The organism is Ureibacillus galli, assembly GCF_014836845.1.
GTDB classification, from domain to species: Bacteria; Bacillota; Bacilli; order Bacillales_A; family Planococcaceae; genus Ureibacillus; species Ureibacillus galli.
In genome coordinates, this window is the sequence record NZ_JACSQA010000020.1 from 40,119 (window position 1) to 65,680 (window position 25,562).

The window sequence follows — 25,562 nt, forward strand, 5'->3', positions numbered from 1 at the left end:
ATGGACAAAACAAAGGGGACAATTGGTACAAGAGAATTTATCGCCATTATTATTCTTACAATCGGAACAAAATTGGCGGATGATACACCAAGTCTATTTTTTAGTAGTATGGGAAGTGCTGCTTGGATGGCACCTATTATTATTGGGGTCACAACCATCTTACCCGTTTTTTTTATACTAAAAATTTTCGCAATATATCCAAATAAAACTTTTGTTGAAATTATTAAAGAAGTATTCGGGAAATATGTTGGATTTTTCGTCCTATTCGCATTATGGATTTTTCAAATCTATGCCCTTATCATCGATTCCTCCATTTATACAGATATTATGGGAACGATGTACTTTAACGATACACCTACTATTGTTATTTACGCAGTATTAATTTCTGTAGCGGCATATGGAGCAAAAAAAGGTTTTGAACATATTAGTTCCTATGCATGGATTATTATTGCCGGTGTAAAAGTTACCGCATTAACCGTTTTAGTATTAATAGTTTTACAAGGTCGTCCCGAATTTATTTTCCCTCTATTTGGAACAGGAAAATGGGAAATTATAAAAGGAAGTACATCTTATATATCTATTTTTGCAGATTTATTTTATTTTGCATTCATTGCTTCGTATTTAAAGAGTACAAAGGTTTTAAAAAAAGGGATGTGGATTGGGTTAGCCTTTATAACGATTGAAATTTCTACAGCCATTATGTCTTATGTCATGCTGTTTGATTTTAATGGTATAAAGCTAATCGACTATCCTTACCATGAGTCTATACGAACAATCCAACTCGGGTTTATAAGAAATACAGAGTCGCTATTCTTTCCCTTTTGGTTAATTGCAACTTTTGCGAGATTTTCCTTTTACTTTTATATAAGCGTCTTATTATTCAGCACTCTATTTAAAATTAGTCAAAAGGAATTCATTATCCCTATACTTGCAACATTAATCGTATTTTTCGGTATGATACCTGAAACTCCAACCTTTGCAATTTATACGTTAAGAGGAGAATTTTTAAAACTAGTTACTCCAGTGTTTTTGTTCCTACCATTTGTTATATGGGTATTAGCAAAGCTAAAAGGAGGTTCAATAAATGATAAAAAGAAAGCAGCTGAGTAAATTATCGTGCCTTTTTTTAATGTTAATTTTTTTAAGTGGTTGTTGGGATCAGTTAGCTATAGATGAAAGGGCCTATGCTGTTGCCATTGGACTAGATAAAGGAGAAGAAGAAAATCAAATTAAAATAACATTTCTTATTACGAATCCTGAATTATCTAGATCAGAAGGTGGACAAGGATCGAATGAACCTCCAAGAGAAATTATTACTTTTCAAACGAATGATTTAATTTCTGCGAAGGATATGGCGAATACGGTCATTGCAAAACAGGTTACATATACGCAACTAGGCTATCTTCTTGTTTCGGAAGAATTAGCGAAAGACAAAAACTTTGTACGATTAATGTATGATGTTGCAAAGGAACCGGAAATAAAACGAGGTGTTCGGTTGATTGTAACAAAGGAGGAGGCTAGTCAATTTCTAGAAAAAACTCAACCAAAACTTGAAACGAGGGTTCATAAATTTTTTGAATTAATACTCGAATATGGTATTCGAACAGGTTATATACCTGATACGGATATTAACAAATATTTTAGAATTACCGAAGCAAAAGGATCGATTTTTTTAGGAATATACGCTACTACTGAAAAAGACACTTCAGACAATCGTAAAGGCGAAGATAATTTTATAGCTGGGGAATTTAATGCAGAAGGACAAACGAATAATTCAGAATTCGCTGGATCTGCTGTTTTTAAAGAAGGTAGGATGTTAGGGACTTTAACGAGCGAAGAAACAAGACTTACTATACTACTAAATGATACATTAAATTCTGGGCATATGTTAACAACATTTCCCGACCCTTTTGATAGGGAGCATCAGGTTGTCACAAGGTTAGTAAAGAAAAGAAATAATGAAGTGAAGATAAATTTGAATGGGGATAATCCAACAATTGATATAACGATTCCTCTATATGTGGAAGTTCTATCAAATCATAGTATGATTAACTATGCAGTAGATAGTAAAAAAAGAAAGATTTTAAAAAATGATATTGAAGAACGTATTACTACGAAATTTGATAATCTCATTAAGAAGACGCAAAAGGAGTTTAAAGGGGAACCATTTGGTTGGTCCCTTGATGTTAGAAAACAATTTCCAACGATTCCAGCATACGAAAAATACAATTGGGGAGAAAAATATCCTGATTTACAAGTGAATGTATCGGTTAACATTAATTTTGGGCAATTTGGTAAACAAAGTGAAGTTCCTGCTTTAGAAGGAAGTGGCGATTAGGTTGGACTTAATCATTTGGTTGGTTATTGTCATCATGTTTCTATACGCAGTTGGTTTTGCCATCACCCTATGGAAAGAGCAAAACAAAAAAGGTGCCATTGCCGTTTTCATTTTGGCGATAATGATTGTAGTAGTTCCTTTTTTCTCTGTTTTACAATGACATCAGGAAAATAGAAAGCGAAATGACATTTGCACTGTCATTTCGCTTTCCTTGTTATAAATTCTTTAGCAGTTCTTTAAATTCGGTTAAAGACTTCACTTCGAAGGTTGGTGTTACTTTAGAATCGTTACTTTTCCCTTCCCGATTAATCCAAACGTTTTTCATACCGACACGAGCAGAACCTAATATGTCTGTATTTAAATTATCGCCTACCATTATCCCTTGATCTGGCTGAATATTTGCCTTCTCCATCATATATTCAAAAAGGGAGGCGTCCGGTTTTCCGACTCCAAAATCACCAGAAATAATAATATGATCAAAATAGGATTTAATTTCCGGGGTAATTTTTAATTTTAAATTTTGTAAGCTAGGTGCTCCATTTGTTAATAAAACTAACTGATATTTCCCCTTCAAATCATCAAGTACTTTATATGTATCTTCATATACGAAAGGTGAGTTTTTCCGTTCTTCTACAAAACGTTCACCGAGTTCAGCACCTAATGCGACATCATCTATCCCGATAGCTTTCAGACCGTTTGTCCAAGCATCTTTTCGATAAGTCGGAACGATTTTTTTCATTAATTGAAATGATTCAGACGAATCGTCAAAGGTACCCCATAATCCTTCAAAGGGATTTATCCCAATCGATACTGTATATTCATAGGTCTTATAAGATTCATATAATTTACGAGCATGGAGCCGAACCGCATCCTCCAGCTCCTCCGGTTTTATATTATATTTTGTGGAAGCATAATGACATGTCTTTTCAAAAGCAGTTTGTATACTTTTTTTATCCCATAATAATGTATCATCTAAGTCAAAAATAATCGTATGAATTGGCATTTGGTTCTCCCTATGTATATATTTATATTTTAATTGGAATCGAATTTTCGTTCTAAACCAATTATTGGTAGCTTTCTAAAATAGAAATTAAATGGTATATTTATTTTATCATATTTTCAGAATTATTAGGTTAATTTTTGAAAAGTGAAAATTATATAATAATAGTTAAACAATTCTAGCACCAACTGTTTTTACAACAGAAGCACTAGTAAAAGGAGAGAAATTAATGATTAAGAAATTTGCAGCAGACGCTTTAGGACTTTCGGATATCGGTAAAGTAATTGAACCTCAAGACTACGATAAAACAGAATCTGATGATTACGTTTTACATGAGAAGGGCGAAAAAATTTACTTCCTTATAAAAACAAAAGCGGATGAATATTGTTTTACTAATTTTGCCCTTATACATGTTGATGGTGATTCCGCAGTAAGTAAAAAGCGTACATTAAGACGTTACGATTATAAATATAATACGTTACGCCAAGTATCGCTCGAAACAGCAGGTACGATTGACCTTGATATTGAAATTAAATTCACAATTGGCGAAACGCCATTATCAATTGATATTAATAAAAGTTATGCTGAGAAAATTAAAGATCTTTATAAAAGCTTAATTACAATTGAACGTATGATGCGAGATAATGAAAAACACCGCAACTTTATGTTTGATAGTTTAGAGTATGCAACAAGAAGTGTTTCTTCAACTGGTTATGGACAAACATCCCCTGCTGAATCCTTTAAATCCATTGCTGAATTTGCTAACCAATGGTTAAAAGAAAGCAGTAACAACTACTCAAAAGAAGACTTTGGAGATGTGTTCGAATTATTTATTAAAAACTAATCATCTTTAAAGCGAATTAAAATATTGTTTCCAAATGAAAGTGGTATTAGTTCTTTTCTAATACCACTTTTTATTATATTTGCTATATTCCCTTTAAGGTTACCATCTTCTTAAATCGACTCATTGATTGCCTTACGTTGAACAATAAAAAAGAATAGCCCTTGTCTATTCTTTTTAATTAACTGTATATTGATTTCGCCCATTTCGTTTTGATTTATACAATGCATCATCAGCTAATTTAAAAATTTCCTTTTCATCTGTAATCATTCCACGATAATTCGTACTTACCCCGATACTAATATGAATTGGAATTTTTTGATCATTTACCTCTATTACTAAGGAAGTGAGATGTTTATGAAGATTTTCCACAATCGATTGTAATTCTCTTAAGTTTTCCACTTTTAAAATCGCAATAAATTCATCTCCGCCATATCTAGCCAAAAAGCTATTATAATTAGCTAAACAAAGATTTGCCTCATAAGCGATTCTCTTTAATACATCATCACCAGCTAAATGGCCATATTTGTCATTTACTTCTTTAAAATAATCAACATCAAATATGATAAAACCAATTAAATCATCTGTTTTGTGCGCATCTAATAACCATTCTTTAACATTTTTCTCAAAATAATGGCGATTATAGCAATTGGTTAACGGATCTTTTGTTGTCATGGATTCGTATTGTTTATTACTTTGAGAAACTTCAATTTGCATTAAATTTTGATTTAAATTAATTTCCTTTAACTTTAAAAGAATATTAATATAATCTTTCTGAATCGCGATTAAACGATCTTTATCATTTAGCTCTGTCATTATTTCTACTAAAGTTTTATTTATTTCTTCCAGTTGAATTAAATCATTGTTATTTAATGCAAACCCTTTTGCCTTTTCTAATATTTCACATGCTTCTTCATATCGTTTTTGTTTTTTATACCATAGTCCTTTATATTGATAAACATAGATTGAAGTTTTCACCATTTTTTTACCTTCAATGTAAGAAAAAAGCATTTTAAAAAGCTCTTCAGCCTTACTAAATTGGTGAAGTTCTGTATAGGCTTTCGCCAAATTTAAACGTATATGTAAAAAGGCGGGGATATCATAACCATTTTCTTCATAAAACTGTTGTGATAATTTAAGACACTTTGTAAGAAGTTCAACAGCGTCTTCCGATTGACCAATATCGATATAATGTACACTTAAATTATTATAAATATTGCAAAGTAATGATAGATCATTATATTGAATCGCTAAATCTTTTGCCTTATTTAAATATTCTAGATACTTATCTTTATTGCCGAGTTCTCCACAGGCAGCGGCAAAGGAATTAAAATATTTAATTTTTTGTTCAATTGTTCCATACTCATCTATCCATTCAGAAGCCTTTTTTAAATCAGCAATACAAGATTGGATATCTCCTAATTGATAAAAAGTTCTACTACGATTCCAATACAAATCGATTAATATAGTGAAATTTTGTTCCTCTAATGCAAGACTTACGGTAGGCTCAAACAAATTAAAAAATTCATCAAAACGTTCCTCCCTTGAAAGAGCGGTCATCGTAATGTTTAATTCCTTTAATTCTTGCATATTTTCACTTCCCATCTATTTCCCACTACTTTTTTCATACCTTTATGTTTAAGTTATACACAAAATTTCGTTATTTTACAAATTATACCAATAACATATTTTATTATAAAATGAATTTTCTGTCTTTTAGGTTCTTTCATTTTACCTATTATTTTCTAAAAATGAAAGGATTTTTGAAACATAAATAAAATGAATTTGTAAGAACATTGCAATAAAAATAGCTTTCATTTTATAGTACTTCAACTCTAGGAAAAAACCACTTCGATATAATTTGGTAAAAAAAGACAGAGATTTTACTCTCTGTCTTTCCGAAACTACTGTTTAACTTCTGTATGATACAAATCGTTCAGCATTTCAATTTTTTTCTCAATTGCCTCTTCAAAGGTCATAATGTATGCTGCCGGATCTTTCGGATTATGGAATTGTGTAATTTTACCTGTCAGCGGATTAACAAACTTCGTTGAAGCGCCACAACCTATCCCTAAAATTGTCTGAACTTCTTCCATAATGACAATATTATAGATACTTTCTTCACCTGGTTTACAATAACCAACATTTTCAAGATTACCTAATATATTTTTTTGGCGGTATAAATAATAGGGTACATATCCATTTTCTGCTGTCCATGCACTTGCCATTTCCATCATTTTCGTTACGGTATCACGATCAGCTACTTTATATTTATCTTTATTATGGGTCATTTCGGAAGCTCGTTTAAAGGATAACGTATGAACCGTTAACGACTCTGGTTGCATTTTCCCACTTTCGTCTAAAGAATGTTGGAATTCCTCAATTCCTTCATTCGGTAACCCTATAATTAAATCCATATTAATATTGTTCATTCCAGCGTTTCGAGATAACCAAAATTTATCGATTGTTTCTTGTACAGAATGATGACGACCAATCGCCTTTAAAGTTTCATCCGTATAACTTTGGGGATTTACTGAAATACGGTCGATTCCCCATTTTTTCAGCACTTCAATTTTCTCGATTGTAATCGTATCAGGGCGACCTGCCTCAACCGTAATTTCACGGATTTTTTCTGGATTTGGAAAAGATTCAAACATCGTTTGATAAAGAGCATCCATTTCATGAGCTTCTATGGAAGTTGGAGTACCTCCACCCCAATAAACGGAAGTGATGTTCATATTATTTTCCTTTAACCATTTCCCCATAGCACGGATTTCGATATGCAATCCATCGATAAAAGACTCAACTCGTCCTGCCTTCCGGTTACTAGCAATCGCATAAGCTGGAAAAGTACAATAGGCACATTTTGTCGGACAAAATGGAACACCGATATATACTGAAAGTTCCTTTCCGATTTCATCTAAATCAGGAATTGTTTCTAATTGTCGTTTAACAATTTCACGCATCAGAGCAATTTTAGAATCCGATATACGATAGTCCTTTTTCAAAATAGCGAAAATTTCTTCTTCCTTTAATCCTTGTTTCCGATATTTATGATATAGCTTTGTCGGACGAACTCCGGTTAATATTCCCCATTGTTGCGTCATACCTGTATACTGTTCAAGTACATCTAACATGACATGAGACAAAGCGCGTTTCATACGAATGCCTTGCTCTTTTTCGGTACCTTCCGACTCATAACGAATTGAATAATTACTTGTATATGTTTGACCATCTACTTCTAATTCACAATTTGTATGAATGGCGTAATCTTTATCTATTGAATATTGAAAACGAAAAGAAAGTTCTGCATCGTCGGCAGATACTACGATCTTAGAGTCTTCAAAAAACAAATTTGCTATATGATTTAACACACGGTTCCAATCTTCTTTAAACACTTCATTAACTTCGATCTTTTTCATCGTTCATACTCTCTTCCCTATTAATATTCGTTCATATAACAACAAAGGAGAATTCCTACTCCATCATCACTCTATCGAATTAGGATGAATCTGAATGGAGATTTACAAACGTTAATTATAACATGTCATTTAAATATAACAAATTGTTCATTCAATTTGCTTATTATTACTTCAATATTGAATTTATTTTCTTGATTATATAGATAATAATTCATAAAAAAACCACACAAATTTTTGTGTGGTCTTAAATCTTACAATCCATCGTATAAAGACTGGATAGGTTTTACTAATATACGGTTTACTTCTTCAATTACTTTACTTAAAGCCATTTCAGCTTCTAACATCGCTAAAATTTTCGGACTTGATTGGGCTAATTGAGCTGCCTTTTGTGCAAAGATTAATTCATCTTCTTGTAATTCTTCACCATTCATTTGCTTTTGTTGAAGCTTCATTTGAATATCACGGAAGTTCGTAAACAATCTCGTCGCTTCTTCATCTGCTCGAACAGCTTCGACTGTATCTTTTAAAACTTTAAACTCATCCGTTTGACGTAACGCCGCTTCTAATTTGTTAATGTCTTCATAAATGTTAATCAAAAAATTTCCCACTCTCATTTTTAATTTAAAAGATAGACAATCAATCCTTGTACAATACCAATTGCTCCACCTAATACAGCACCTAAAATTGTAATCATTTGTAATTCTTTGTTGGCAATCCCGATGACAAGCTCTTCTAATTTCTTTAAAGGGAAAGAATCCACTTGCTCCCGAACTACTTCCTCTAAATTTAAACGATCTAATACATCTTCTAGCTTACTTTCTGCCTCTGTAAACCCTTTATGAACTATTTTAGGTAACAATTCATTTTTAACATATTCATTCCCTTGAGGCCAATAATAGCTAATTGGTTTTTGGAGATGTTCTTGCATTTTAAGTTCTTGTTTTGCGTAACTTTGGATATTTTTTAAGATGCCATCAAAGTCGATATCCTCTAGATACCCCATAACAGACTGTTGTTTAATAGTATCCCATTCTTTTAAGAAAATGTTAACTAATAAATGTTTCGTTCCAGGTGCGTTTATTAAACGAATGATTTCCTTTTGGATTTTCGATACGATCGAAGTTGAATCCCCTAATAACATTTGAATCATTCCACCGAAAGAACCTTTCGAACCTAAAAAATCATCCATCATATTTTTAATCGTCATCTCACCTTTAGCTGATAGGAAATATTCTTCCCCTTTTACTAAAAGATACGAAGTGACTTCAGGTATTTTTCTATCGATAGCATGGTGAATATCGTCAGGTAAAAGTTCCTCAATTGATTTAGTAGAAATCGTTGTCTTCATCACATTAAATTGCTTTTCAATAAATAAATCTACTTTTTCTTCAATTGTATTTGGCAAATGATCAAATCCGCCTAACTTTAACCAGTCGATTATCGTTTTATCGTCCGTAAAAACTGTATTTTCGACTTTCGTTTGCGCGAATTGTAAAACCGTTGAACGAATTTCTTCATTAAATAATTTTTTTTGAAAAACTTCAGGTGTTAATAAATAATTTTTTACGGTTGCACCAATTTGTTTTGATAATTCCTCACGACGTTTCGGAATGAGACCTGGTGTAAACGGTAATCGCCATTTTTTAATGTATAGTGCATTATATGGTCGAAACAACATTTTAATCGCAAGATAATTTGTAAATCCCCCGATTAATGCTCCAACTACAGCCATAAAAATGATTGTAACTACTACATTTTCCATTGAAATCCTCTCATTTCTTTCAAACTATTCCACAATTATATCAAAGGAAATGGATATAAAGATAATGTTAGCCTTTCTTTCTCACTTTTAGTACGATAAACGTAATCTTAAGTTTCAAGGGGGATAAGTATGATTCAACATTTTCAATTTAAGCCTTTATTTGAAAACAATTTATTGCCGGGGTGGGCGATATCCTTTTATTACAAACAGCAACAATATAAGGCTGAATATAAAAAAGACGGAAAAATTGTTTGGTTAAGCGCAAAACCTTCCAGTGAAGAACAAGAAAAGGTAGAGAAAATGATTCATGAACTAATGCTTTTTCATGTTTATGATTGATAAAAAGCGGGTTCGAATAAATCGAACTCGCCCTTTTTTATATTTCTTTCACTTTATATTTTCGAGCAAAAACGATATAGAAGTATGTGGATGCCACTAAATATAAACATCCCGTAATCGTAAAGGTATAGGCATAACCCCAGTAATTTCCGTACGTTGTAACGAGCCAAGCAGCTGGAATTCCCATCGTTGCCCAACCGATATTAAAAACCATCTGACTTACAGAGTTAGCGAGTCCTTTATATTTATCATGCACAACATCCATCGCTATGGCACTTTGAATCGGATTTCCTGCATTCATTAATGCTTGCCTCATTAAAAATCCAATGGAAGCAATAAATAAGGAATTGGTATAAGCTGTTAAAAATAAAAACGGAATCGATAGAAGTTGAAAAATGACTAATGCCCGAACTTTCCCGACTCTTTTAACTAGAAGTGGTCCGATTAACATTGCAACAGCGGTCATTGCAGACCCTAATGCAATAATAAAACCTACATAAGAATTCGATGCATCGAATCGATTGGCAAAATATAAATTTAAATATGGAATAACTAATCCAGATCCGGTTCCAATAATTAAATTAGATATTCCGAATAAAACAATCATTTTAAAGTTTGTCTTAAAGCTACTTTCAAAACGATCCTCTTGTCTTAATCCCTTATCTTTTGGTACTTTCACATCCTTTTGGAAACCGTCGCTAGATTTTAATCGAAATAGCGGTAATAAGCCAACCGTAAAGATTGCTGCGCCTACCATTAAAGAACCTCTTATACTATCAACTTCACTAATTTGGAATAACCATTGAAAACCATCGGCCACAAATCCTCCGAGTAAATTACCAAGAACATTTGCAACCGTCACAAAAGAAAAATGAATACTAAATAATTGAATTCTTTCATTTGGATTGGAATTTTCAGCTAAAAAAGGAACACCCGATACTTGAACAAATGCCCAAACGATACCAGCGATAAATGCAAAGACGAGAATCGGTTGTTCTACGGAAACGATACTTCTTCCAAATAACATAATAGCCGTTATAAACGTCCCAACTAAAAGAATGGATTTCCTCCCGAAACGATCACTAATAATTCCAGCAGGCACTAACATTAATGCCGTTGCTAGTGAATTAATGGAAATGACGCTACCATTGACTGCCTCTGAATAACCTAATTCTCGAATGTAAAGATTGTACATCACCATAAAGACACCCATCCCAATTTGAATGAGTACGTTGGCCATCATAAACAATCGAACATTGTTATTAAAAGATTTAATCGTTTTATAACTATTTTTCATCCATTTGTACATAGCGACTAAACCGCTTTCCAACCATTTCCCTCGTTCAACTAACATAAGTATGTAAAGACAAATTTGAATTTTCTATATATTTCGTTACCCTAAATATACGACTCCCGTTATAAAACTGCAATACCTATTTATAGAAAAAAGAGCTAGCCCTCATTTGAATATGCTTCCCTTTTACCATAACGATGGAAACATTCATTTAGGACTAGCTCTTTATTTTCATTTAATTATTATTGAAGGGCTCCTGCTTGTAATCGGTACATCGTTTCATAACGACCACCTAATGCGATTAACTCATCATGAGTCCCTTGTTCAACAATTTCTCCCCGATCTAATACTAAAATTTGATCAGCATTTTTAATTGTTGATAAACGATGGGCGATAATAAAGGTTGTTCTTCCTTTTTTCAAAACTTCCATCGCATGCTGGATAATTTCTTCTGTCTCGGTATCAATATTAGAAGTTGCTTCATCTAATATTAAAATAGCTGGATCAAAGGCTAAGGCCCGGGCAAAGGAAATTAATTGTCTTTGTCCAGAAGATAAGGTACTTCCTTTTTCAATAACCGGTTCATCTAATCCTTTTTCAAGATTTTTTAGAACCCTTTCCCCACCAACTGCCTCTAATGCTTTTTCTACCGTTTCTCTAGTAATACGTGGATCGCCCAAGCTGACATTTGTTGCTATCGTTCCAGTAAATAAATACGGATCTTGTAGTACGATTCCCATATGCTCACGAAAGGCTTGTCGCGGAATGGAAAGAATATTTTGACCATCTATTAAAATTCTTCCCTTCTGAGGATCATAGAAACGGAACAGTAAATTCATAATGGAACTTTTCCCTGAACCTGTATGACCAACTAGGGCAACTGTTTCCCCTTTTCTTGCGGAGAAACTAATATTTTTCAATACATAGTCATCATTTTTATATGCAAAGGAAACATTCTCAAACACAACATTCCCTTCGTATCTTGGAATAGATTGTGTACTTACTGGTTCTCCTTTTCGATCCAGCAATTTAAAGACACGAGAACCGGCAACAAGGGACCGTTCCAATTGGGAGAACTGATTGACAATATTAACGATGGGGCTAAATAATCTCGTTATATAGTCCACAAACGCGTATAACGTTCCCGCAGTAATGACATCTGTAGTAGTCATGGACTGGGTACCAAAATAGTAAATAAAAATAGCAAAGATAATTAAACGTAAAACATTCACTAAATTAAATGCCGTTGCTGAATCTAAAAATAATAACTTTCTTTGATATTCATAATGCTCATTATTCATCTCAGCAAATTCTTCCTTCATTTGCTTTTCCCGTTTGAAGGCTTGAATAATGGTCATTCCTTGAATCGATTCATTTATCATGGCATTGATGTCTGCAATCTTTGTTCGAACAACATGGTTATATTGGGAAGCATATTTTCGATAACCAATCATCCAAAAATATACGATTGGAACAACGATTAATGCAACAAGGGCCATTTTCACATTTAAAATGAATAGCGCTATATATACCCCAAAAATGGATATAAAGCTTGTTGCAAACTGGGATAATACTTGCACATATAAATTACGAATCGCTTCCGTATCATTCGTTACCCGCGCTACAATTTTCCCAGCAGGTAAATTATCAAAATAGTCGATGGGCATCGTTTGAATATGACCAAAAACATCTTGGCGTAACTTTTGAATAATCCGGTTCGCTCCAATTTGTAAATAAATATACATAAAGTATCTTAAAATAGCCGTTGCAATCGCTAATACAAAAAAGACAATTAATAAATTGATAATCGGTTCAAACTTCAAAGAACCGGGTGTCATATAATGGTCAATGATGTATTTAGCGATAAATGGCCCCGCTAAATCGGTAAATACGGCAATCGTTAATAAAAATAATCCGATATAGATTGGCTTTTTAAATTGTAGTGCATATTGAACTAAACGTTTACTAGTACTCATTCGCTAGACACCTCCTCTAGCTGTTGTCTATCGTATTGTTCTTTATACCAGCCTTCTTTTTGAAGAAGTTCTTCATGGGTACCTTCTTCGATAATTCGACCATCATCCAATACGATAATATGGTCTGCATGTTGAATAGCAGATAAACGGTGGGTTGTGATAATGGTTGTTTTTCCATTACGCACAAGACCAATATTTTCAATAATTTTTGCTTCCGTTTTTGCATCTACAGCGGATAAAGAATCATCTAGAATAAGAATCTCTGGATTTTTTATAAGCGCCCTTGCAATGGACACCCGCTGCTTTTGTCCTCCAGAAAGGGAAACGCCCTTTTCACCAACTAAAGTTTCCATTCCTAAAGGTAAATTTTTCAAATCATTTTCAAAGTAAGCCATTCTCACGGCTTCATTTATTTCTTCCTCTGTTGCATCTTCTTTTCCAAATAAAATATTTTCACGTATTGTTCGGGAGAAAAGAACATGATCTTGCGGAACATATCCTACCCATTCTAATAACTGTTCCTTTGATAATTTGGCAATATCAATATCGCCAATCGTAAACTGCCCTTCACCTAATGGATATTCTCTAAGAAGTTGTTTTACAAAAGTCGTTTTTCCGGCACCAGTTTTCCCGACAACCCCTAAAGTTTCCCCTTGTTTTAAATGTAGGGAAAGATTTTGTAAATTTTTCATTTGAGACATCGGATATTGGAAGGAAAATTGATTAAATCCAATAGAAGATGGACTCGCCCCTGTTACTGGGTTATGAATATTTTTTACATCTTGTTCATAATCCAAAGTTTCTTGAACACGATCTAGGGAAGCATTCCCCTGTTGCATCACATTTATGAGCTCTCCAATAGCCATCATTGGCCATACTGCTAACCCTAAATAGACGTTAAAGGTTACAAGCTGACCTACCGTCATTTCACCATTTGATACAAGAACCGCACCATATCCTAAGGCAACAACATAACTTATTCCTGTTCCAATCTTTGTAATTGGTCCGAATAATGCATTGATTTTTGCTACATGGATATTTTTTTGGTACACTTCTTCACTCATTTGTGCAAAACGTTTTTCATCTTTCTTTTCCTGTACATATGCTCGAATAACACGTACACCTGCTACCGACTCAAGCACACTATCATTTATTTCACCAAAGGATTCTTGGGCTGTCATGTAACGTTCATGGACAATTTTGCCCAAATATTGCATAAGTACGGCCATTATTGGAATTGGAAGCATGGAGAAAAGTGTTAACTTCCAAGAGATTAAAAATCCCATTGCTAAAATGATCGCCCCCATGTAAATCGTAGAATCCATCAGGGTCATAATGCCGAACCCTGCCGTTAATGACACGGCATTTAAATCATTTGTAGCTCGAGCCATTAAATCGCCCGTACGATTTTTTTCATAAAAGGTTGGTGTCATTTTTAAAAATTGGTACATCAATTTTTTACGAAAAATTCGTTCTAGCGTTATGGCACCACCAAATAATTGATATTGCCAAGTGAAATTCATCGCATATCCAACAACGATGATGAAAATAATCGCTATTAGATAATTGCGAAGTGACTCAGCTGTCATCGAATTCATGGCAATTTCATCGATTGCAGCCCCAATTATCCATGGTGGTATTACTTCCACAACGTTGGCAATCATTAGGAGGACGACCGCAATCGTATATCTTTTCCAATAACTTTTAAAAAACCATTTCAATTTAAATAAAACATCAAACATTTAAACACCTTCTTTTCCTATTCATATTCCTTCACTATCCACTATCTGCAAACCCATCTTTTAATAACTTTCTTGTGTAATACTTTTTCATATCATTACGCTTCCTCTCTAACTTTTTTGTACTTAAACAACATGACATAAATCTCTTCCACGATATTGTATTCGATCGTCCACCCTACCGAATTTATCCATAATTTGGAATATTATAAGCGCAAAAAGCACCTATCCCTTTTAATGTGATAGATGCTCATAAAAAAAGGATACAAGTATCCAATACCTGTATCCCCTTTCGCTTAAATTTATGCGCGTTTAAGCTATAAACAGAAGAAATATATAGGAAGGCTTGGATTAACATATTGAATTGCTGGCGGCAAATTTAATTTAATTTTCATAATCCTTACCTCCCCTTCCTTAAGTTTATTTTCTATTAAAGGGTAGCATAACCATTTTTTGAAAGTCAACAATTTTTAGAAAATAGAGAAAACAATTTTTCGAAGGCTTATTTTCATCGATTCTCTCCCCTTCTATTAATCTAATCTGACTAGTAAATTGGTCTTAAAAAATGTAAATATTCTTCCTGATTGTATGTTTTCAATTTGTATTTTTACATAAAATATTTTATCATTGTATTATTCAATTATTTTTTATTTAACAGGAGGTGTACTCTTTGTTTGCTCCCCTCATTTGGGCTGGAAACAAAGAAAATATTTGGACGTAGACATAGTAGAGTTAACCATTAGGTTGGCAGCATTTGTGTTGTTAATTGCTGCTACGGCATTTTTTGTTGCAACCGAGTTTGCAATCGTAAAGGTGAGGTCAACACGTATTGATCAATTAGTTGCGGAAGGCAACAAAAAAGCAATGAAAGCAAAGAAAGTTATTTCAAATCTAGATGAGTATTTATCAGCTTGTCAATTAGGTATTACAATTACAGCATTAGGTTTAGGTTGGTTAGGAGAACCTACCTTTGATTTAATTTTACATCCTTTATTTGATATGTTTAATTTAGATTCAAGAATATCTGGAGTGCTTTCAGTCGTTGTTGCATTCATTATTGTAACTTACTTGCACGTTGTCGTAGGGGAATTAACTCCAAAAACGTTTGCCATCGAGAAATCAGAGGCACTTACTTTAAATTTATCTGGACCATTAATTATGTTCCATAATGTTATGTACCCATTCATTAAAGCATTGAACGGTTCTGCTCGTGCTTTATCTGGATTATTCGGTTACAAAATGGTTTCAGAATCTGAAGTAGCGCATTCTGAAGAAGAACTTCGCATTATTTTAACTGACAGTTATAAAGGTGGAGAGATCAATCATTCAGAATACGAGTACGTTAATAGTATTTTTGAATTCTCTGACCGTACTGCGAAGGAAATTATGGTACCTCGAACTGAAATTACAAGTATTGAAAAAGATTTAACAATAAAAGAAGTATTTGAAGTAATGGGTGTTGAACAATATACACGATACCCTGTTATTGATGGCGATAAAGACCACGTAATTGGTCTAGTAAACTTAAAACATTTATTAACAGCGTATATTAAAGATCCTGCAAACGGTAACAAATCGATTCAAGAATATATGCAACCGATTATTCGTGTTTTTGAAACTGTTCCAATCAGTGATTTATTACTTAAAATACAACAAGAACGAATTCATATGGCCATACTAATGGATGAGTACGGTGGAACATCTGGTTTAGTCACAATCGAAGATATTATCGAAGAAATTGTCGGTGAGATTCAAGATGAATTTGATGATGATGAGATTCCGGAAGTACAAGAAATTAGTAATGATCATTATATAATAGATGCAAAAATGTTAGTAGAAGAAGTAAATGACATGTTGGGAATTACAATTGATGATGAAGATGTCGATACAATTGGTGGTTGGTTCTTAACACAACGTTTTGATGCTGTTGAAGGTGATAGCTTTGATTTCCAAGGCTACGAATTTAAAATTAAAGAATCAGATGGACATCATATTCTTTATATCGAAGTAACAAAATTACCTGAATCTGAACCGTCAGAAGATGAGGAATCAGAAGAAGAGAATAATTAAACATTTACTCAAGTTAAAACGACTTTCCGGTTTTCGGAAGGTCGTTTTATCATGTTCTAAAGTTTTGCCAGGAGGAAACAAAGTGGAGTTATATACAAATTTACGAGCTGGGGAAAAAGGGGCATGGCTATCCATTATTGCCTATCTATTCTTAAGCTCCATTAAACTTACAATTGGTTATTTTGGAGAGTCGGAAGCATTAAAAGCTGATGGGCTAAATAATACAACAGATATTATTGCTTCAATCGCTGTACTTATTGGACTTAGAATTTCTCAACGTCCTCCTGATTTAAATCATCCATACGGTCATCTTCGAGCAGAAACGATTGCTTCGATGATTGCCTCATTTATTATGATGATGGTCGGTTTACAAGTACTACTTAGTTCAATTATGAATCTATGGAACCCTGTGCGACAAAGTCCTTCTATGTTAACGGCATTTGTTGCAATAGGAAGTGCAGTGGTGATGTATGGTGTTTATCGGTATAATTTGTCCCTTGCTAAAAAGATTAATAGTTCGGCAGTAAAAGCGGCAGCGTATGATAATCGTTCGGACGCCCTTGTTAGTATCGGTACAGCGATTGGTATATTTGGGGCGATTATCGGTTTTCCAATCATCGACACTTTAACCGCATTAGTTATTGCGATTATCATTATTAAAACCGCAATTGAAATTTTCTGGGAGTCCGTCCAAACTTTGACGGACAGCTTTGATATTGAAGATACCGAAACTTTGTCCGTGCTGATTGAAAATGTAGATGGAGTTATTGATTTATTGGATTTTAAAGGGAGAACCCATGGAAATGTACATTTCATCGATGTCACCGTAACGGTAAATCCCTATTTAAATGTTTGGGAAAGTCATCAAATTACTGAAAAAATCGAATCAACTGTGAAACGGTTTAATCCATTTTGTACGGTACTTGTCCATATTGAACCCCATGAAATTCCAACAGCAGTGGAAGAAGATTACCATTTCTAATAAGTTTTAACTAATAAAAAATAAAGCAACTTTAAGGGAGCTTCCTTAAAGTTGCTTTTTCCATTTCAGGATAACTTTCCTACAGACCGCTACCTTCTGTTAATCCATGTTTTACAGCATAAAGCGCAGCTTGTGTACGATCTTGGACTTCTAATTTCGTAAAAATATTCGATATATGAGTTTTAACTGTCTTTTCTGTTACAAAAAGTGAAGATGCAATTTCGCGATTACTTTTTCCCTTCGTTAACTCCGCTAACACATCTCTTTCACGGGGTGTTAGTGGATTTTTTACATGAGGTAAGTTTTCTTCCTCGCGTAATACCTCCTCTAATTGGGAAGTAGCGGCAGGATGTATAATGTTTTCCCCGCGGATAATTTGCCTAATGGCGTTTACTAATTCATCTGGTTCGATATCTTTCAACTGATACCCTGCAGCACCAGCTTCAATGGCGGGTAAAACATGATCTTTGTCGGAAAAACTTGTTAGCATTAAGATTGCAACATTTGGCCATTTTGCTTTAATTTTTTTCGTCGCTTGTATTCCATCCATCTCTGGCATCACAAGATCCATTAATACGATATCAGGTTGCAGCGATTCTACGAGTTCGACCGCTTCAATTCCATTTTTTGCTTCCCCAATTACTTCAATATCTTTTTGCGTTTTTAAAAAGAATAATAAACCACGACGTACGACATGATGATCGTCTGCAATTAAAACTCGAATCATTTTCTCTCCCCCTAATAAGGTAAACGGATTAATAGTTCCGTTCCCTTCCCAATTTGACTTACCCAATCGACTGTACCGCCAATGGCAATGGCACGATCTTTAATCGATTGTAATCCAATCGAAGGAAGTCTTAATTTTGGATCAATGACAAATCCCCTTCCTTCATCTTTAATAACAAATAAAATATCCGTTGACGTGACCGTTATATAAATAATCGCTTCTTGTACGCCTGCATGTTTCCGTACATTGTTTAAAGCTTCTTGGGTAATACGGAATAACGTTTCTTCGACACGGGAAGGAAATTGAATAACACCCGACACGTTTACTGTTAATTTAATATTTAACATTTCAGCATAAGCTTTAATTGCTTCAATAAGCCCACTCTCTAATCCTTTCGGACGCAATTGCCATATTAGTGCTCGCATCTCTGTTAAAGCTGATTGAGTAAGCTGTTGAATTTCTTTAAAAGTTTCTTTTATTTCTTGCTGTTCACTCATCTCAATTCCTGCTCGGGCAGTTAATGCGACGGAGAACAATAACTGATTAACCGAATCATGTAAATCCCTCGCTAGGCGATTTCTTTCCTGGACAAGGGCAATCTCCTGTTCCTGTTTCGTTAAATTAATACGCTTAATAGCAGATCCCATTTGAAAGGCAACCGATTCTAATAATTCCAGTTCTTCTTCTGTGTAACTCACTGTATTTGGCGAAGCAACGTTCAATATACCAAAACGTTCTTCTCCCGATTGTAATGGTACCGTCGCATGATGGGTAATATTCGCATTATCCCCGATATTCGCTTCAATAGCAGCTTCAATCCGTTGACATTCAATTATATTTGATGCCTTTTCTAACTCATGATTTCGATAACGGGAAACACACCAACATCCACCTTTTTTTAAATGTTGGCAACTATTGAAAGTAAGTGCTTCAGGTAAATTTTCATGGGCTACTAACTTCGATTTTCCCTTTTCATTAATGAAAAAAATCCATCCTGTTTCAAAATTTGTCCCATTTAAAAATTTCGTTAACGCACCTCTCAGCATTGGAATTAAATCTGTTTCTTCATTTAATAATTCAGCTATTTCTTTAAGAATGGTTATATTGGAATGATCACTTACAGACAAACTTTCTACACCTCTCATAATGAACAAACTATTTTCTAAATTTATCATATCATTAGTCCATAGCGATTGGCATTTGTTGTCCTCTCATACTTTTGAATGAAACTTTTGATGAATATTTAGAAAACATTTGAAAATTATTCTCATTTAATAGGAAATTTAAGTGTATAATAAAGAGGAATTTAGCGTTACTAGGGGGATAGAAATGCAAGTAAATAATACTAGTACTTCTAACGCTTATCAATTAGCCTATGAAACGATACGTAACAAAATTTTAAGCGGAGAATTACCGGGTGGAACAAAACTTGTCGAGGAACGATTGGCAACAACTATCGGAGTAAGTCGTACGCCGATACGGGAAGCGATTCGTCATTTAGAGCAAGAAGGTTTAATTAAGGACAAACGAGTTTTTAAACCTACTCGAAATGACTTAATCCACAATTCAGAATTAAGAACTTTAATCGAGTGTTATGCTGTGAAAATAGCTGCAGAAAAAATGTCTAAGGAAAAATTAAATTTACTAAAGCAAGCGATGAAAGATTCAAAAAAAGGGACCGCTCATGAAATTGTAAGCGCAAACAAAAGGTTTCATGATCTTATCATACTAGAATGTAACAACCCTGTTATAATTGAAGAAGCGAAAAAGACGGATGCTATTTTCGACTTGTTTAGCCGCACATTGTTAAATAATAAAAGACCATTATTATATGAAGAACACGAAGAAATTTACCGGGCTATTTCATCAAAAGATAGTGATTTAGCAGTTGAATTAATGAAAAAGCATTTAGAATTCGATTTGAAATATATGTTACGTTATACAAGTTACTTTTAGTCCATTTTTTGTACATTTCCTATGTTTGATTGTCAAATAAATTTCTTATAGTATAATTATCCGTAATTCAAAATAATTTACTTATTAATCAATCTGCGTAAGAAAATGATTACTAGGAGATGCTAAATGAATAAAAAACTAGAAAATAGTTTGCTATTTATATGGCTCGTGTCATTAGTAGCAACACTTGGTTCACTCTATTTTTCTGAAATTCGTGGTTACGAACCGTGTGAGTTATGTTGGTATCAACGAATCTTGATGTACCCAATTTTACTTATTACGACAGTAGCTTACATCCAAAAAAATGTACGAATCGCCGTAACAACTGCTGTTTTTTCATGTATTGGTGGAGCCATCTCTCTTTATCATTACGGTATACAAAAACTAGATTTCTTAACTGAGTCAGCACCAGCATGTGGACGAGTTCCTTGTACAGGACAATATATTAACTGGTTCGGGTTTATTACGATTCCATTTTTAGCTGGACTTGCTTTCATCTTAATCGCTATAACTAGTTTCTATATGATCAAAGTTTTAAAGGGGGAAAAATAATGAAAAAACTAGGGATTATCGGTGCCATTGTTGTAGTATTATTTGCAGCTATTATTATACTTACTAACTTAGCAAACGAGGATAAATTAAAAGACAATCCTTACGATAAAGAAAACTTAAATCAATCAACGATTGATTTATTATCCGATGAAAATTATCAAAACATCATTCTTCCCGACGCTTTAGAAGAAAAAATTGCGTCTGGAGAACCTGTCGTAGCGTATATGTTCAGCCCAGAGTGTCCACACTGTCAAAAAATGACGCCTGCTCTTATGCCTATTGCTAAAGAATTAGGTATTCAAATTGATCAATATAATATCCTTGAATACGATCAAGGTTGGACTGATTATCAAATTAAGGCAACACCGACTTTAATTTATTTTAAAGACGGAAAAGAAGTAAGTCGTATCGTTGGAGATTATTCTAAAGATACAAAAGTGATTTATGATTTCTTAGAGCAAGTAAAATAATAAAGGTATTACTATTTCATAATCGTGTTCTATATAGAGCACGATTATTGTTATTTTGGAGGTATATGATGTTCCAATATGAAGTTCAACAAGAAAGTCTATCCGTGGAAGAATTGTTGCGCACAAAATGGCGCCTTGGCAAAAAGATTGTACATGAATTAAGAATGGCAAAAGCTGTTACTTACGAAGACTCAACACCTGTCATTTGGAAAGAGCCACTTCGTGTTGGCACGATTCTTTTCTTTCACTTTGAAGTACCCGCATCCAATTATAAACCTACTCCCCAATGCGACTTAACGATTCAATATGAAGATGACCATTGCCTTATTGTATCTAAACCGAAAGGGATGGCTACACATCCTAATGACGTGCACGATGTGGACACTTGTATGAATCATGTCATGGCGCATATTATCGCAGCTGGAGGACATTACGCAGAACATGTTCACCGTTTAGATCGTGGAACAAAAGGTTTATTATTAATAGCAAAACATCCTATAGCGAAGTCCATTTTTGATCGGATGATTGAAGAAAAAACAATTATTCGAACATATGAGGCAGAAGTACAAGGAAATATCCGACAAGAAAGCGGAACGATTAACGCTCCGATTGGCAAAGACCGCCACCATCCAACACGCCGTGTCGTTTCGAAATCCGGTCAACATGCTATTACTCATTATGAAGTCGTAAAACGTTTTAAACAAACTTGCCTTGTCCATTTAGTATTAGAAACTGGTCGTACTCATCAAATCCGAGTTCATATGGCTCATATCGGTCACCCGATTGTCGGTGATACGATGTATGATGCAAGAAAAACTGCCTCAGGTGATTATGAATTACATGCAATTCAACTGGATTTTGAACATCCTTTTTTGAATAAACGGATTGTCGTTTCTGACAAATAATGAAAAGCATCCTTTATAGGGTGTTTTTTCATTCCTACATAAAAATCATTCCTTATCGTCGTTTCAACAAAAGCAAAACAACATATAAAGGAATGATTTTTAATAATTTTTAATTCAATTCTAAAATGGACTAAAAATCAAAATTGTCTGGGTTTGATCCAAAGCGTTGATTTTTATTCAGTTGATTCATTTGTTCCATTTGCTCTTTCGATAGTTCAAAATCAAAAATTTGCATATTTTGTTCAATTCGACTTGGCGTAACCGACTTCGGAATCGTAATCACGTCATTTTGATAATGCCAACGAAGAATAACTTGCGCCGTAGACTTACCAAGTTGTTGAGCAATTTCAGTAATAACTGCATCTTCAAGAACTTTACCTTGACCGAGAGGAGACCATGCTGTTACTGCAATATCATGTTCTTTACAGAAAGCTCGAAGCTCTTCTTGGGCAAGATATGGTTGTAATTCAACTTGGTTCACCATTGGCTTTACATTTGCCTTTGCAAATACCTTTTCTAAATGATGAATATGATGGTTGGATACACCTGGTACACGGATTAATTTTTCTTCATATAATCTCTCAATGGCACGGTAAGTATCTACGAATTTCCCTTGAACAGGCCAATGGGTTAAATATAAATCTACATATTCTAATCCTAGTTTTTTTAATGATGTTTCAAATGCACGTAACGTTTCATCATAGCCTTGATCCGAATTCCAAACTTTTGTCGTAACAAAAATTTCTTCCCTCGGTACATTCGATTGGCGAATCGCTTCCCCTACTTCTGTTTCATTGTTATAAAGAGCCGCCGTATCGATAGCGCGGTAGCCAACTTCAAGGGCCTTTACCATTGCTTGTAGGGCAACTTCAGGTTCTGTCATTTTATACACGCCTAAACCAAGGTATGGCATTTCTACTCCATTTTTTAACGTTTTAGTTGGTATCATCGTCAAAATTACTCCCTCCTAACTCTTTCATATTTTTATTATACGATTATTTCTAAATGTTACTAAATAATTTGAACTGAAATTTCAAACTTATCTAGTAATTACGAGGAAACATCTTATTCCTCTCTAAATCTATTAACTATCTAAACTTCTCTTAAATATTTCTATTTTAGTCGTTCTAAGATGAGCTTTGTAGAAATATAAATATATGAAAGGTATTTTTTCTTATTCCCAAGCCATTTGTCTTAAATTTTCCTGTGGAGAGTGATTCTTATGATGGAAACCCCATTATTGTTAACAAGTTTTCTTAGGCGTGTCGAAAAGTATTATCCCGAAAAACTCGTGATTTCCCGTACAAGTCCTGACACGATTCACCGTATACCTTATAAAGAATATGTAAGCCGAACTCGAAAACTTGCAAATGCATTAACTTCCTTAGGTATGAAGCGTGGGACGAAAGTTGGTTCTTTTGCATGGAATCACCACCGACATCTAGAGGCTTATTTTGCAGTTCCTTGCGCAGGGGCCATTTTGCATATGGTCAATATTCGTTTAGCACCAGAACATATTATTTATGTCATTAATCATGCAGAAGATGAAATTTTATTAATTGATGGAGATCTTTTTCCGTTAGTAGAAAAAGCGATTCCTTACTTAAAAACAGTAAAGCATATTGTCGTCATGCAAGATAATATGGAAGTTCCACAATCTAGTTTCCCAAATGTTCATTCCTATGAAAAGTTGTTAGCAGAAAGTTCTGATGACTTTGACTTCCCGGAGGATTTAGATGAAAATTCTCCAGCTGGCATGTGCTATACAAGTGCAACCACAGGTATGCCAAAAGGAGTTGTCTATTCTCATCGTGGTTTAGTATTGCACAGCCTTGCTCTAGGTTTAAGTGATAGTATGGGATTGAGGGAAAAAGATGTTGTGATGCCGATTGTTCCAATGTTTCATGTAAACGCTTGGGGCATGCCCTTTGCCTCCGTTTTATATGGTTGTACCCAAGTACTACCTGGACCTGGGTTTTCTCCACCATTAATTTTAGATTTAATTGATCAAGAAAAAGTAACAGTTACTGCTGGGGTACCAACTATTTGGCTAGGTGTAGCTCAGGAGCAAGAGAAAAATCCTCGAGATATATCATCCTTACGTTCAGTCGTTTGTGGAGGTTCGGCTTCTCCGAAGGGATTAATTAAAACATTTGAAGAGAAATTTAACGTACCATTCATTGTCGGCTATGGTATGACGGAAACAACCCCACTTGTTTCCTTATCGACTTATACTTCCTCGATGGATGAATGGGGACCAGAAGAAAAATTAAACATTCGAGCAACTCAAGGGATGACAGTTCCTCTTCTTGATACGGAAGTGGTAAACGAAGCAGGAGCAGTTCCGCAAGATGGCAAAACGATGGGAGAATTGCGTATTCGCGGACCATGGATTGCAGATGAATATTATAAAGATGAGCGGACATCGGAAGCCTTTAAGGATGGCTGGTTATATACGGGAGATATTGCCGTCGTAACAAAAGAAGGCTATATAAAAATTACGGACCGTACGAAGGATCTCATTAAAAGTGGCGGTGAATGGATATCTTCCGTCGATTTAGAAAACGCTTTAATGACCCATGAAGCAGTGTTCGAAGCTGCTGTGATTGCAGTACCCCACGAAAAGTGGCAGGAGCGCCCCCTTGCGTGCGTCGTGTTAAAAGAAGGCAAACAAACAACGAAGGAAGAATTAATTGGCTATTTAGAAGGTCAATTTGCGAAATGGTGGTTGCCAGACGACGTTGTTTTCATCAACGAAATACCGAAAACTTCTGTAGGGAAATTTTTAAAAGCAAAATTACGGGATGAGTTAAAAAATTATCAAGTTAAATCATAATAAATCAAGCTGACTCAAATTTGAGTCAGCTTCTATTAATTTTTCCTCTTATACGTTTCTTTTTCATCATTGTCATTATCGAGATCATCGAATTGTATTGGATCGGGAAAACGCATATCTTCTTCTAATTGTGCTCCATCTCTCAATCGTTCCATTTGCTTCCCTAAAAAAATTAAATCTTCCATATTATTTGCCATTGTGCCATTCATAATCGTTTTATCTTGTTCCATTTTTTTCACCCTCCTAACATTACTATTCCCAAAATATAATATTTCACCCATTCTTTAAGAGAAAATAATGTAGTAAAGTTAAGTTAGATAAGCTATACTAAATAAAGAGATTTTATATACATG

24 protein-coding genes are annotated in these 25,562 nt (G+C 34.2%); 12 read left to right on the forward strand and 12 right to left on the reverse strand.

Annotated features, from left to right (window positions below; genetic code table 11):
• From H9636_RS12910 to H9636_RS12920, 3 genes are read left to right on the forward strand one after another with little or no spacing between them, the layout of a single operon-like run.
• Nucleotides 1-1,110 (forward strand): GerAB/ArcD/ProY family transporter, encoded by a 1,110-nt coding sequence (locus H9636_RS12910; protein ID WP_191707975.1) that lies wholly within the window; start codon nucleotides 1-3, stop codon nucleotides 1,108-1,110.
• Entirely contained in the window at nucleotides 1,085-2,338 is a 1,254-nt protein-coding gene (locus tag H9636_RS12915; RefSeq protein WP_191707977.1) for a Ger(x)C family spore germination protein, read from the forward strand. The genes H9636_RS12910 and H9636_RS12915 overlap by 26 nt, the downstream gene beginning before the upstream one ends.
• Before the next feature lies 1 nt (nucleotide 2,339).
• Nucleotides 2,340-2,498, forward strand: a complete 159-nt coding sequence (locus tag H9636_RS12920; protein WP_158599663.1) for a hypothetical protein — start codon at nucleotides 2,340-2,342, stop codon at nucleotides 2,496-2,498.
• A gap of 54 nt (nucleotides 2,499-2,552) precedes the next feature.
• Here H9636_RS12920 and H9636_RS12925 read toward each other — a convergent pair whose 3' ends face one another.
• The gene (locus H9636_RS12925) at nucleotides 2,553-3,341 is read right to left on the reverse strand and encodes an HAD family hydrolase (RefSeq protein ID WP_191707979.1); all 789 of its coding nucleotides are present in this window, start codon (nucleotides 3,339-3,341) and stop codon (nucleotides 2,553-2,555) included.
• A gap of 226 nt (nucleotides 3,342-3,567) precedes the next feature.
• Between H9636_RS12925 and H9636_RS12930 the strand changes: the two genes are divergently transcribed.
• Nucleotides 3,568-4,182: a PH domain-containing protein gene (locus H9636_RS12930; protein WP_122970880.1), complete on the forward strand. Its 615-nt coding sequence runs from the start codon at nucleotides 3,568-3,570 to the stop codon at nucleotides 4,180-4,182.
• 174 nt (nucleotides 4,183-4,356) lie between these two features.
• Here H9636_RS12930 and H9636_RS12935 read toward each other — a convergent pair whose 3' ends face one another.
• From H9636_RS12935 to H9636_RS12950, 4 genes are all read right to left on the reverse strand, one after another.
• Nucleotides 4,357-5,784, reverse strand: coding sequence for a GGDEF domain-containing protein (locus H9636_RS12935; protein ID WP_191707980.1), 1,428 nt, complete (start codon nucleotides 5,782-5,784; stop codon nucleotides 4,357-4,359).
• 299 nt (nucleotides 5,785-6,083) lie between these two features.
• Nucleotides 6,084-7,601 carry a coproporphyrinogen III oxidase gene (locus tag H9636_RS12940; RefSeq protein ID WP_191707981.1) on the reverse strand — a complete coding sequence of 506 codons (1,518 nt, stop codon included), beginning with the start codon at nucleotides 7,599-7,601 and terminating at the stop codon, nucleotides 6,084-6,086.
• 251 nt (nucleotides 7,602-7,852) lie between these two features.
• Nucleotides 7,853-8,197, reverse strand: a complete 345-nt coding sequence (locus H9636_RS12945; RefSeq protein ID WP_191707983.1) for a YlbF family regulator — start codon at nucleotides 8,195-8,197, stop codon at nucleotides 7,853-7,855.
• A 20-nt stretch (nucleotides 8,198-8,217) separates the two neighbouring features.
• Nucleotides 8,218-9,363, reverse strand: coding sequence for a DUF445 domain-containing protein (locus H9636_RS12950; protein ID WP_191707984.1), 1,146 nt, complete (start codon nucleotides 9,361-9,363; stop codon nucleotides 8,218-8,220).
• Between the two features lie 129 nt (nucleotides 9,364-9,492).
• Here H9636_RS12950 and H9636_RS12955 point away from each other — a divergent pair, with 129 nt between their 5' ends.
• Entirely contained in the window at nucleotides 9,493-9,702 is a 210-nt protein-coding gene (locus tag H9636_RS12955) for a YheE family protein (protein ID WP_191707985.1), read from the forward strand.
• A gap of 37 nt (nucleotides 9,703-9,739) precedes the next feature.
• Here the strand turns inward: H9636_RS12955 and H9636_RS12960 are convergent, their stop codons facing one another.
• From H9636_RS12960 to H9636_RS12970, 3 genes are all read right to left on the reverse strand, one after another.
• The gene (locus H9636_RS12960; RefSeq protein WP_404817752.1) at nucleotides 9,740-11,032 is read right to left on the reverse strand and encodes an MFS transporter; all 1,293 of its coding nucleotides are present in this window, start codon (nucleotides 11,030-11,032) and stop codon (nucleotides 9,740-9,742) included.
• 206 nt (nucleotides 11,033-11,238) lie between these two features.
• On the reverse strand, nucleotides 11,239-12,972 hold the full coding sequence (locus H9636_RS12965) for an ABC transporter ATP-binding protein (protein WP_191707986.1): 1,734 nt from the start codon (nucleotides 12,970-12,972) through the stop codon (nucleotides 11,239-11,241).
• Nucleotides 12,969-14,714, reverse strand: a complete 1,746-nt coding sequence (locus H9636_RS12970; protein ID WP_191707987.1) for an ABC transporter ATP-binding protein — start codon at nucleotides 14,712-14,714, stop codon at nucleotides 12,969-12,971. The genes H9636_RS12965 and H9636_RS12970 overlap by 4 nt, the downstream gene beginning before the upstream one ends.
• A 741-nt stretch (nucleotides 14,715-15,455) precedes the next feature.
• Between H9636_RS12970 and H9636_RS12975 the strand changes: the two genes are divergently transcribed.
• Both H9636_RS12975 and H9636_RS12980 read left to right on the forward strand, forming a co-directional pair.
• Nucleotides 15,456-16,781: a hemolysin family protein gene (locus tag H9636_RS12975; RefSeq protein ID WP_191707988.1), complete on the forward strand. Its 1,326-nt coding sequence runs from the start codon at nucleotides 15,456-15,458 to the stop codon at nucleotides 16,779-16,781.
• 82 nt (nucleotides 16,782-16,863) lie between these two features.
• Nucleotides 16,864-17,763, forward strand: a complete 900-nt coding sequence (locus H9636_RS12980) for a cation diffusion facilitator family transporter (RefSeq protein ID WP_191707990.1) — start codon at nucleotides 16,864-16,866, stop codon at nucleotides 17,761-17,763.
• A 79-nt stretch (nucleotides 17,764-17,842) separates the two neighbouring features.
• Here the strand turns inward: H9636_RS12980 and H9636_RS12985 are convergent, their stop codons facing one another.
• On the reverse strand, nucleotides 17,843-18,490 hold the full coding sequence (locus H9636_RS12985; RefSeq protein WP_191707991.1) for a response regulator: 648 nt from the start codon (nucleotides 18,488-18,490) through the stop codon (nucleotides 17,843-17,845).
• Between the two features lie 11 nt (nucleotides 18,491-18,501).
• Nucleotides 18,502-19,617, reverse strand: a complete 1,116-nt coding sequence (locus H9636_RS12990; protein ID WP_191707992.1) for a GAF domain-containing sensor histidine kinase — start codon at nucleotides 19,615-19,617, stop codon at nucleotides 18,502-18,504.
• A gap of 202 nt (nucleotides 19,618-19,819) precedes the next feature.
• Between H9636_RS12990 and H9636_RS12995 the strand changes: the two genes are divergently transcribed.
• From H9636_RS12995 to H9636_RS13010, 4 genes are all read left to right on the forward strand, one after another.
• Nucleotides 19,820-20,446 (forward strand): GntR family transcriptional regulator, encoded by a 627-nt coding sequence (locus H9636_RS12995; RefSeq protein ID WP_191707993.1) that lies wholly within the window; start codon nucleotides 19,820-19,822, stop codon nucleotides 20,444-20,446.
• A 126-nt stretch (nucleotides 20,447-20,572) separates the two neighbouring features.
• A complete protein-coding gene (locus H9636_RS13000; RefSeq protein WP_191707994.1) occupies nucleotides 20,573-20,998 on the forward strand; it encodes a disulfide oxidoreductase in 426 nt (141 codons plus the stop codon).
• A complete protein-coding gene (locus H9636_RS13005; RefSeq protein ID WP_191707995.1) occupies nucleotides 20,998-21,468 on the forward strand; it encodes a thioredoxin family protein in 471 nt (156 codons plus the stop codon). The genes H9636_RS13000 and H9636_RS13005 overlap by 1 nt, the downstream gene beginning before the upstream one ends.
• 68 nt (nucleotides 21,469-21,536) lie before the next feature.
• On the forward strand, nucleotides 21,537-22,373 hold the full coding sequence (locus tag H9636_RS13010) for an RluA family pseudouridine synthase (protein ID WP_191707996.1): 837 nt from the start codon (nucleotides 21,537-21,539) through the stop codon (nucleotides 22,371-22,373).
• 130 nt (nucleotides 22,374-22,503) lie between these two features.
• Here the strand turns inward: H9636_RS13010 and H9636_RS13015 are convergent, their stop codons facing one another.
• Nucleotides 22,504-23,322 carry an aldo/keto reductase gene (locus tag H9636_RS13015; RefSeq protein ID WP_191708017.1) on the reverse strand — a complete coding sequence of 273 codons (819 nt, stop codon included), beginning with the start codon at nucleotides 23,320-23,322 and terminating at the stop codon, nucleotides 22,504-22,506.
• Nucleotides 23,323-23,595: 273 nt separating this feature from the next.
• Between H9636_RS13015 and H9636_RS13020 the strand changes: the two genes are divergently transcribed.
• On the forward strand, nucleotides 23,596-25,209 hold the full coding sequence (locus H9636_RS13020; RefSeq protein ID WP_191707998.1) for a long-chain fatty acid--CoA ligase: 1,614 nt from the start codon (nucleotides 23,596-23,598) through the stop codon (nucleotides 25,207-25,209).
• Nucleotides 25,210-25,244: 35 nt separating this feature from the next.
• On the opposite strand, the gene H9636_RS13025 is transcribed toward H9636_RS13020, so the two are convergent.
• Complete coding sequence (locus tag H9636_RS13025) at nucleotides 25,245-25,439, reverse strand: hypothetical protein (RefSeq protein WP_191707999.1); 195 nt, start codon at nucleotides 25,437-25,439, stop codon at nucleotides 25,245-25,247.
• Between the last annotated feature and the right edge of the window lie 123 nt (nucleotides 25,440-25,562).

Coding starts and splice junctions, on each gene's coding strand:
- H9636_RS12910 (WP_191707975.1), top strand. CDS start 1: ATGGACAAAACAAAGGGGACAATTGGTACAAGAGAATTTATCGCCATT.
- H9636_RS12915 (WP_191707977.1), top strand. CDS start 1,085: ATGATAAAAAGAAAGCAGCTGAGTAAATTATCGTGCCTTTTTTTAATG.
- H9636_RS12925 (WP_191707979.1), bottom strand. CDS start 3,341: ATGCCAATTCATACGATTATTTTTGACTTAGATGATACATTATTATGG.
- H9636_RS12930 (WP_122970880.1), top strand. CDS start 3,568: ATGATTAAGAAATTTGCAGCAGACGCTTTAGGACTTTCGGATATCGGT.
- H9636_RS12935 (WP_191707980.1), bottom strand. CDS start 5,784: ATGGGAAGTGAAAATATGCAAGAATTAAAGGAATTAAACATTACGATG.
- H9636_RS12940 (WP_191707981.1), bottom strand. CDS start 7,601: ATGAAAAAGATCGAAGTTAATGAAGTGTTTAAAGAAGATTGGAACCGT.
- H9636_RS12950 (WP_191707984.1), bottom strand. CDS start 9,363: ATGGAAAATGTAGTAGTTACAATCATTTTTATGGCTGTAGTTGGAGCA.
- H9636_RS12955 (WP_191707985.1), top strand. CDS start 9,493: ATGATTCAACATTTTCAATTTAAGCCTTTATTTGAAAACAATTTATTG.
- H9636_RS12965 (WP_191707986.1), bottom strand. CDS start 12,972: ATGAGTACTAGTAAACGTTTAGTTCAATATGCACTACAATTTAAAAAG.
- H9636_RS12970 (WP_191707987.1), bottom strand. CDS start 14,714: ATGTTTGATGTTTTATTTAAATTGAAATGGTTTTTTAAAAGTTATTGG.
- H9636_RS12985 (WP_191707991.1), bottom strand. CDS start 18,490: ATGATTCGAGTTTTAATTGCAGACGATCATCATGTCGTACGTCGTGGT.
- H9636_RS12995 (WP_191707993.1), top strand. CDS start 19,820: ATGCAAGTAAATAATACTAGTACTTCTAACGCTTATCAATTAGCCTAT.
- H9636_RS13000 (WP_191707994.1), top strand. CDS start 20,573: ATGAATAAAAAACTAGAAAATAGTTTGCTATTTATATGGCTCGTGTCA.
- H9636_RS13005 (WP_191707995.1), top strand. CDS start 20,998: ATGAAAAAACTAGGGATTATCGGTGCCATTGTTGTAGTATTATTTGCA.
- H9636_RS13010 (WP_191707996.1), top strand. CDS start 21,537: ATGTTCCAATATGAAGTTCAACAAGAAAGTCTATCCGTGGAAGAATTG.
- H9636_RS13015 (WP_191708017.1), bottom strand. CDS start 23,322: ATGATACCAACTAAAACGTTAAAAAATGGAGTAGAAATGCCATACCTT.
- H9636_RS13020 (WP_191707998.1), top strand. CDS start 23,596: ATGATGGAAACCCCATTATTGTTAACAAGTTTTCTTAGGCGTGTCGAA.
- H9636_RS13025 (WP_191707999.1), bottom strand. CDS start 25,439: ATGGAACAAGATAAAACGATTATGAATGGCACAATGGCAAATAATATG.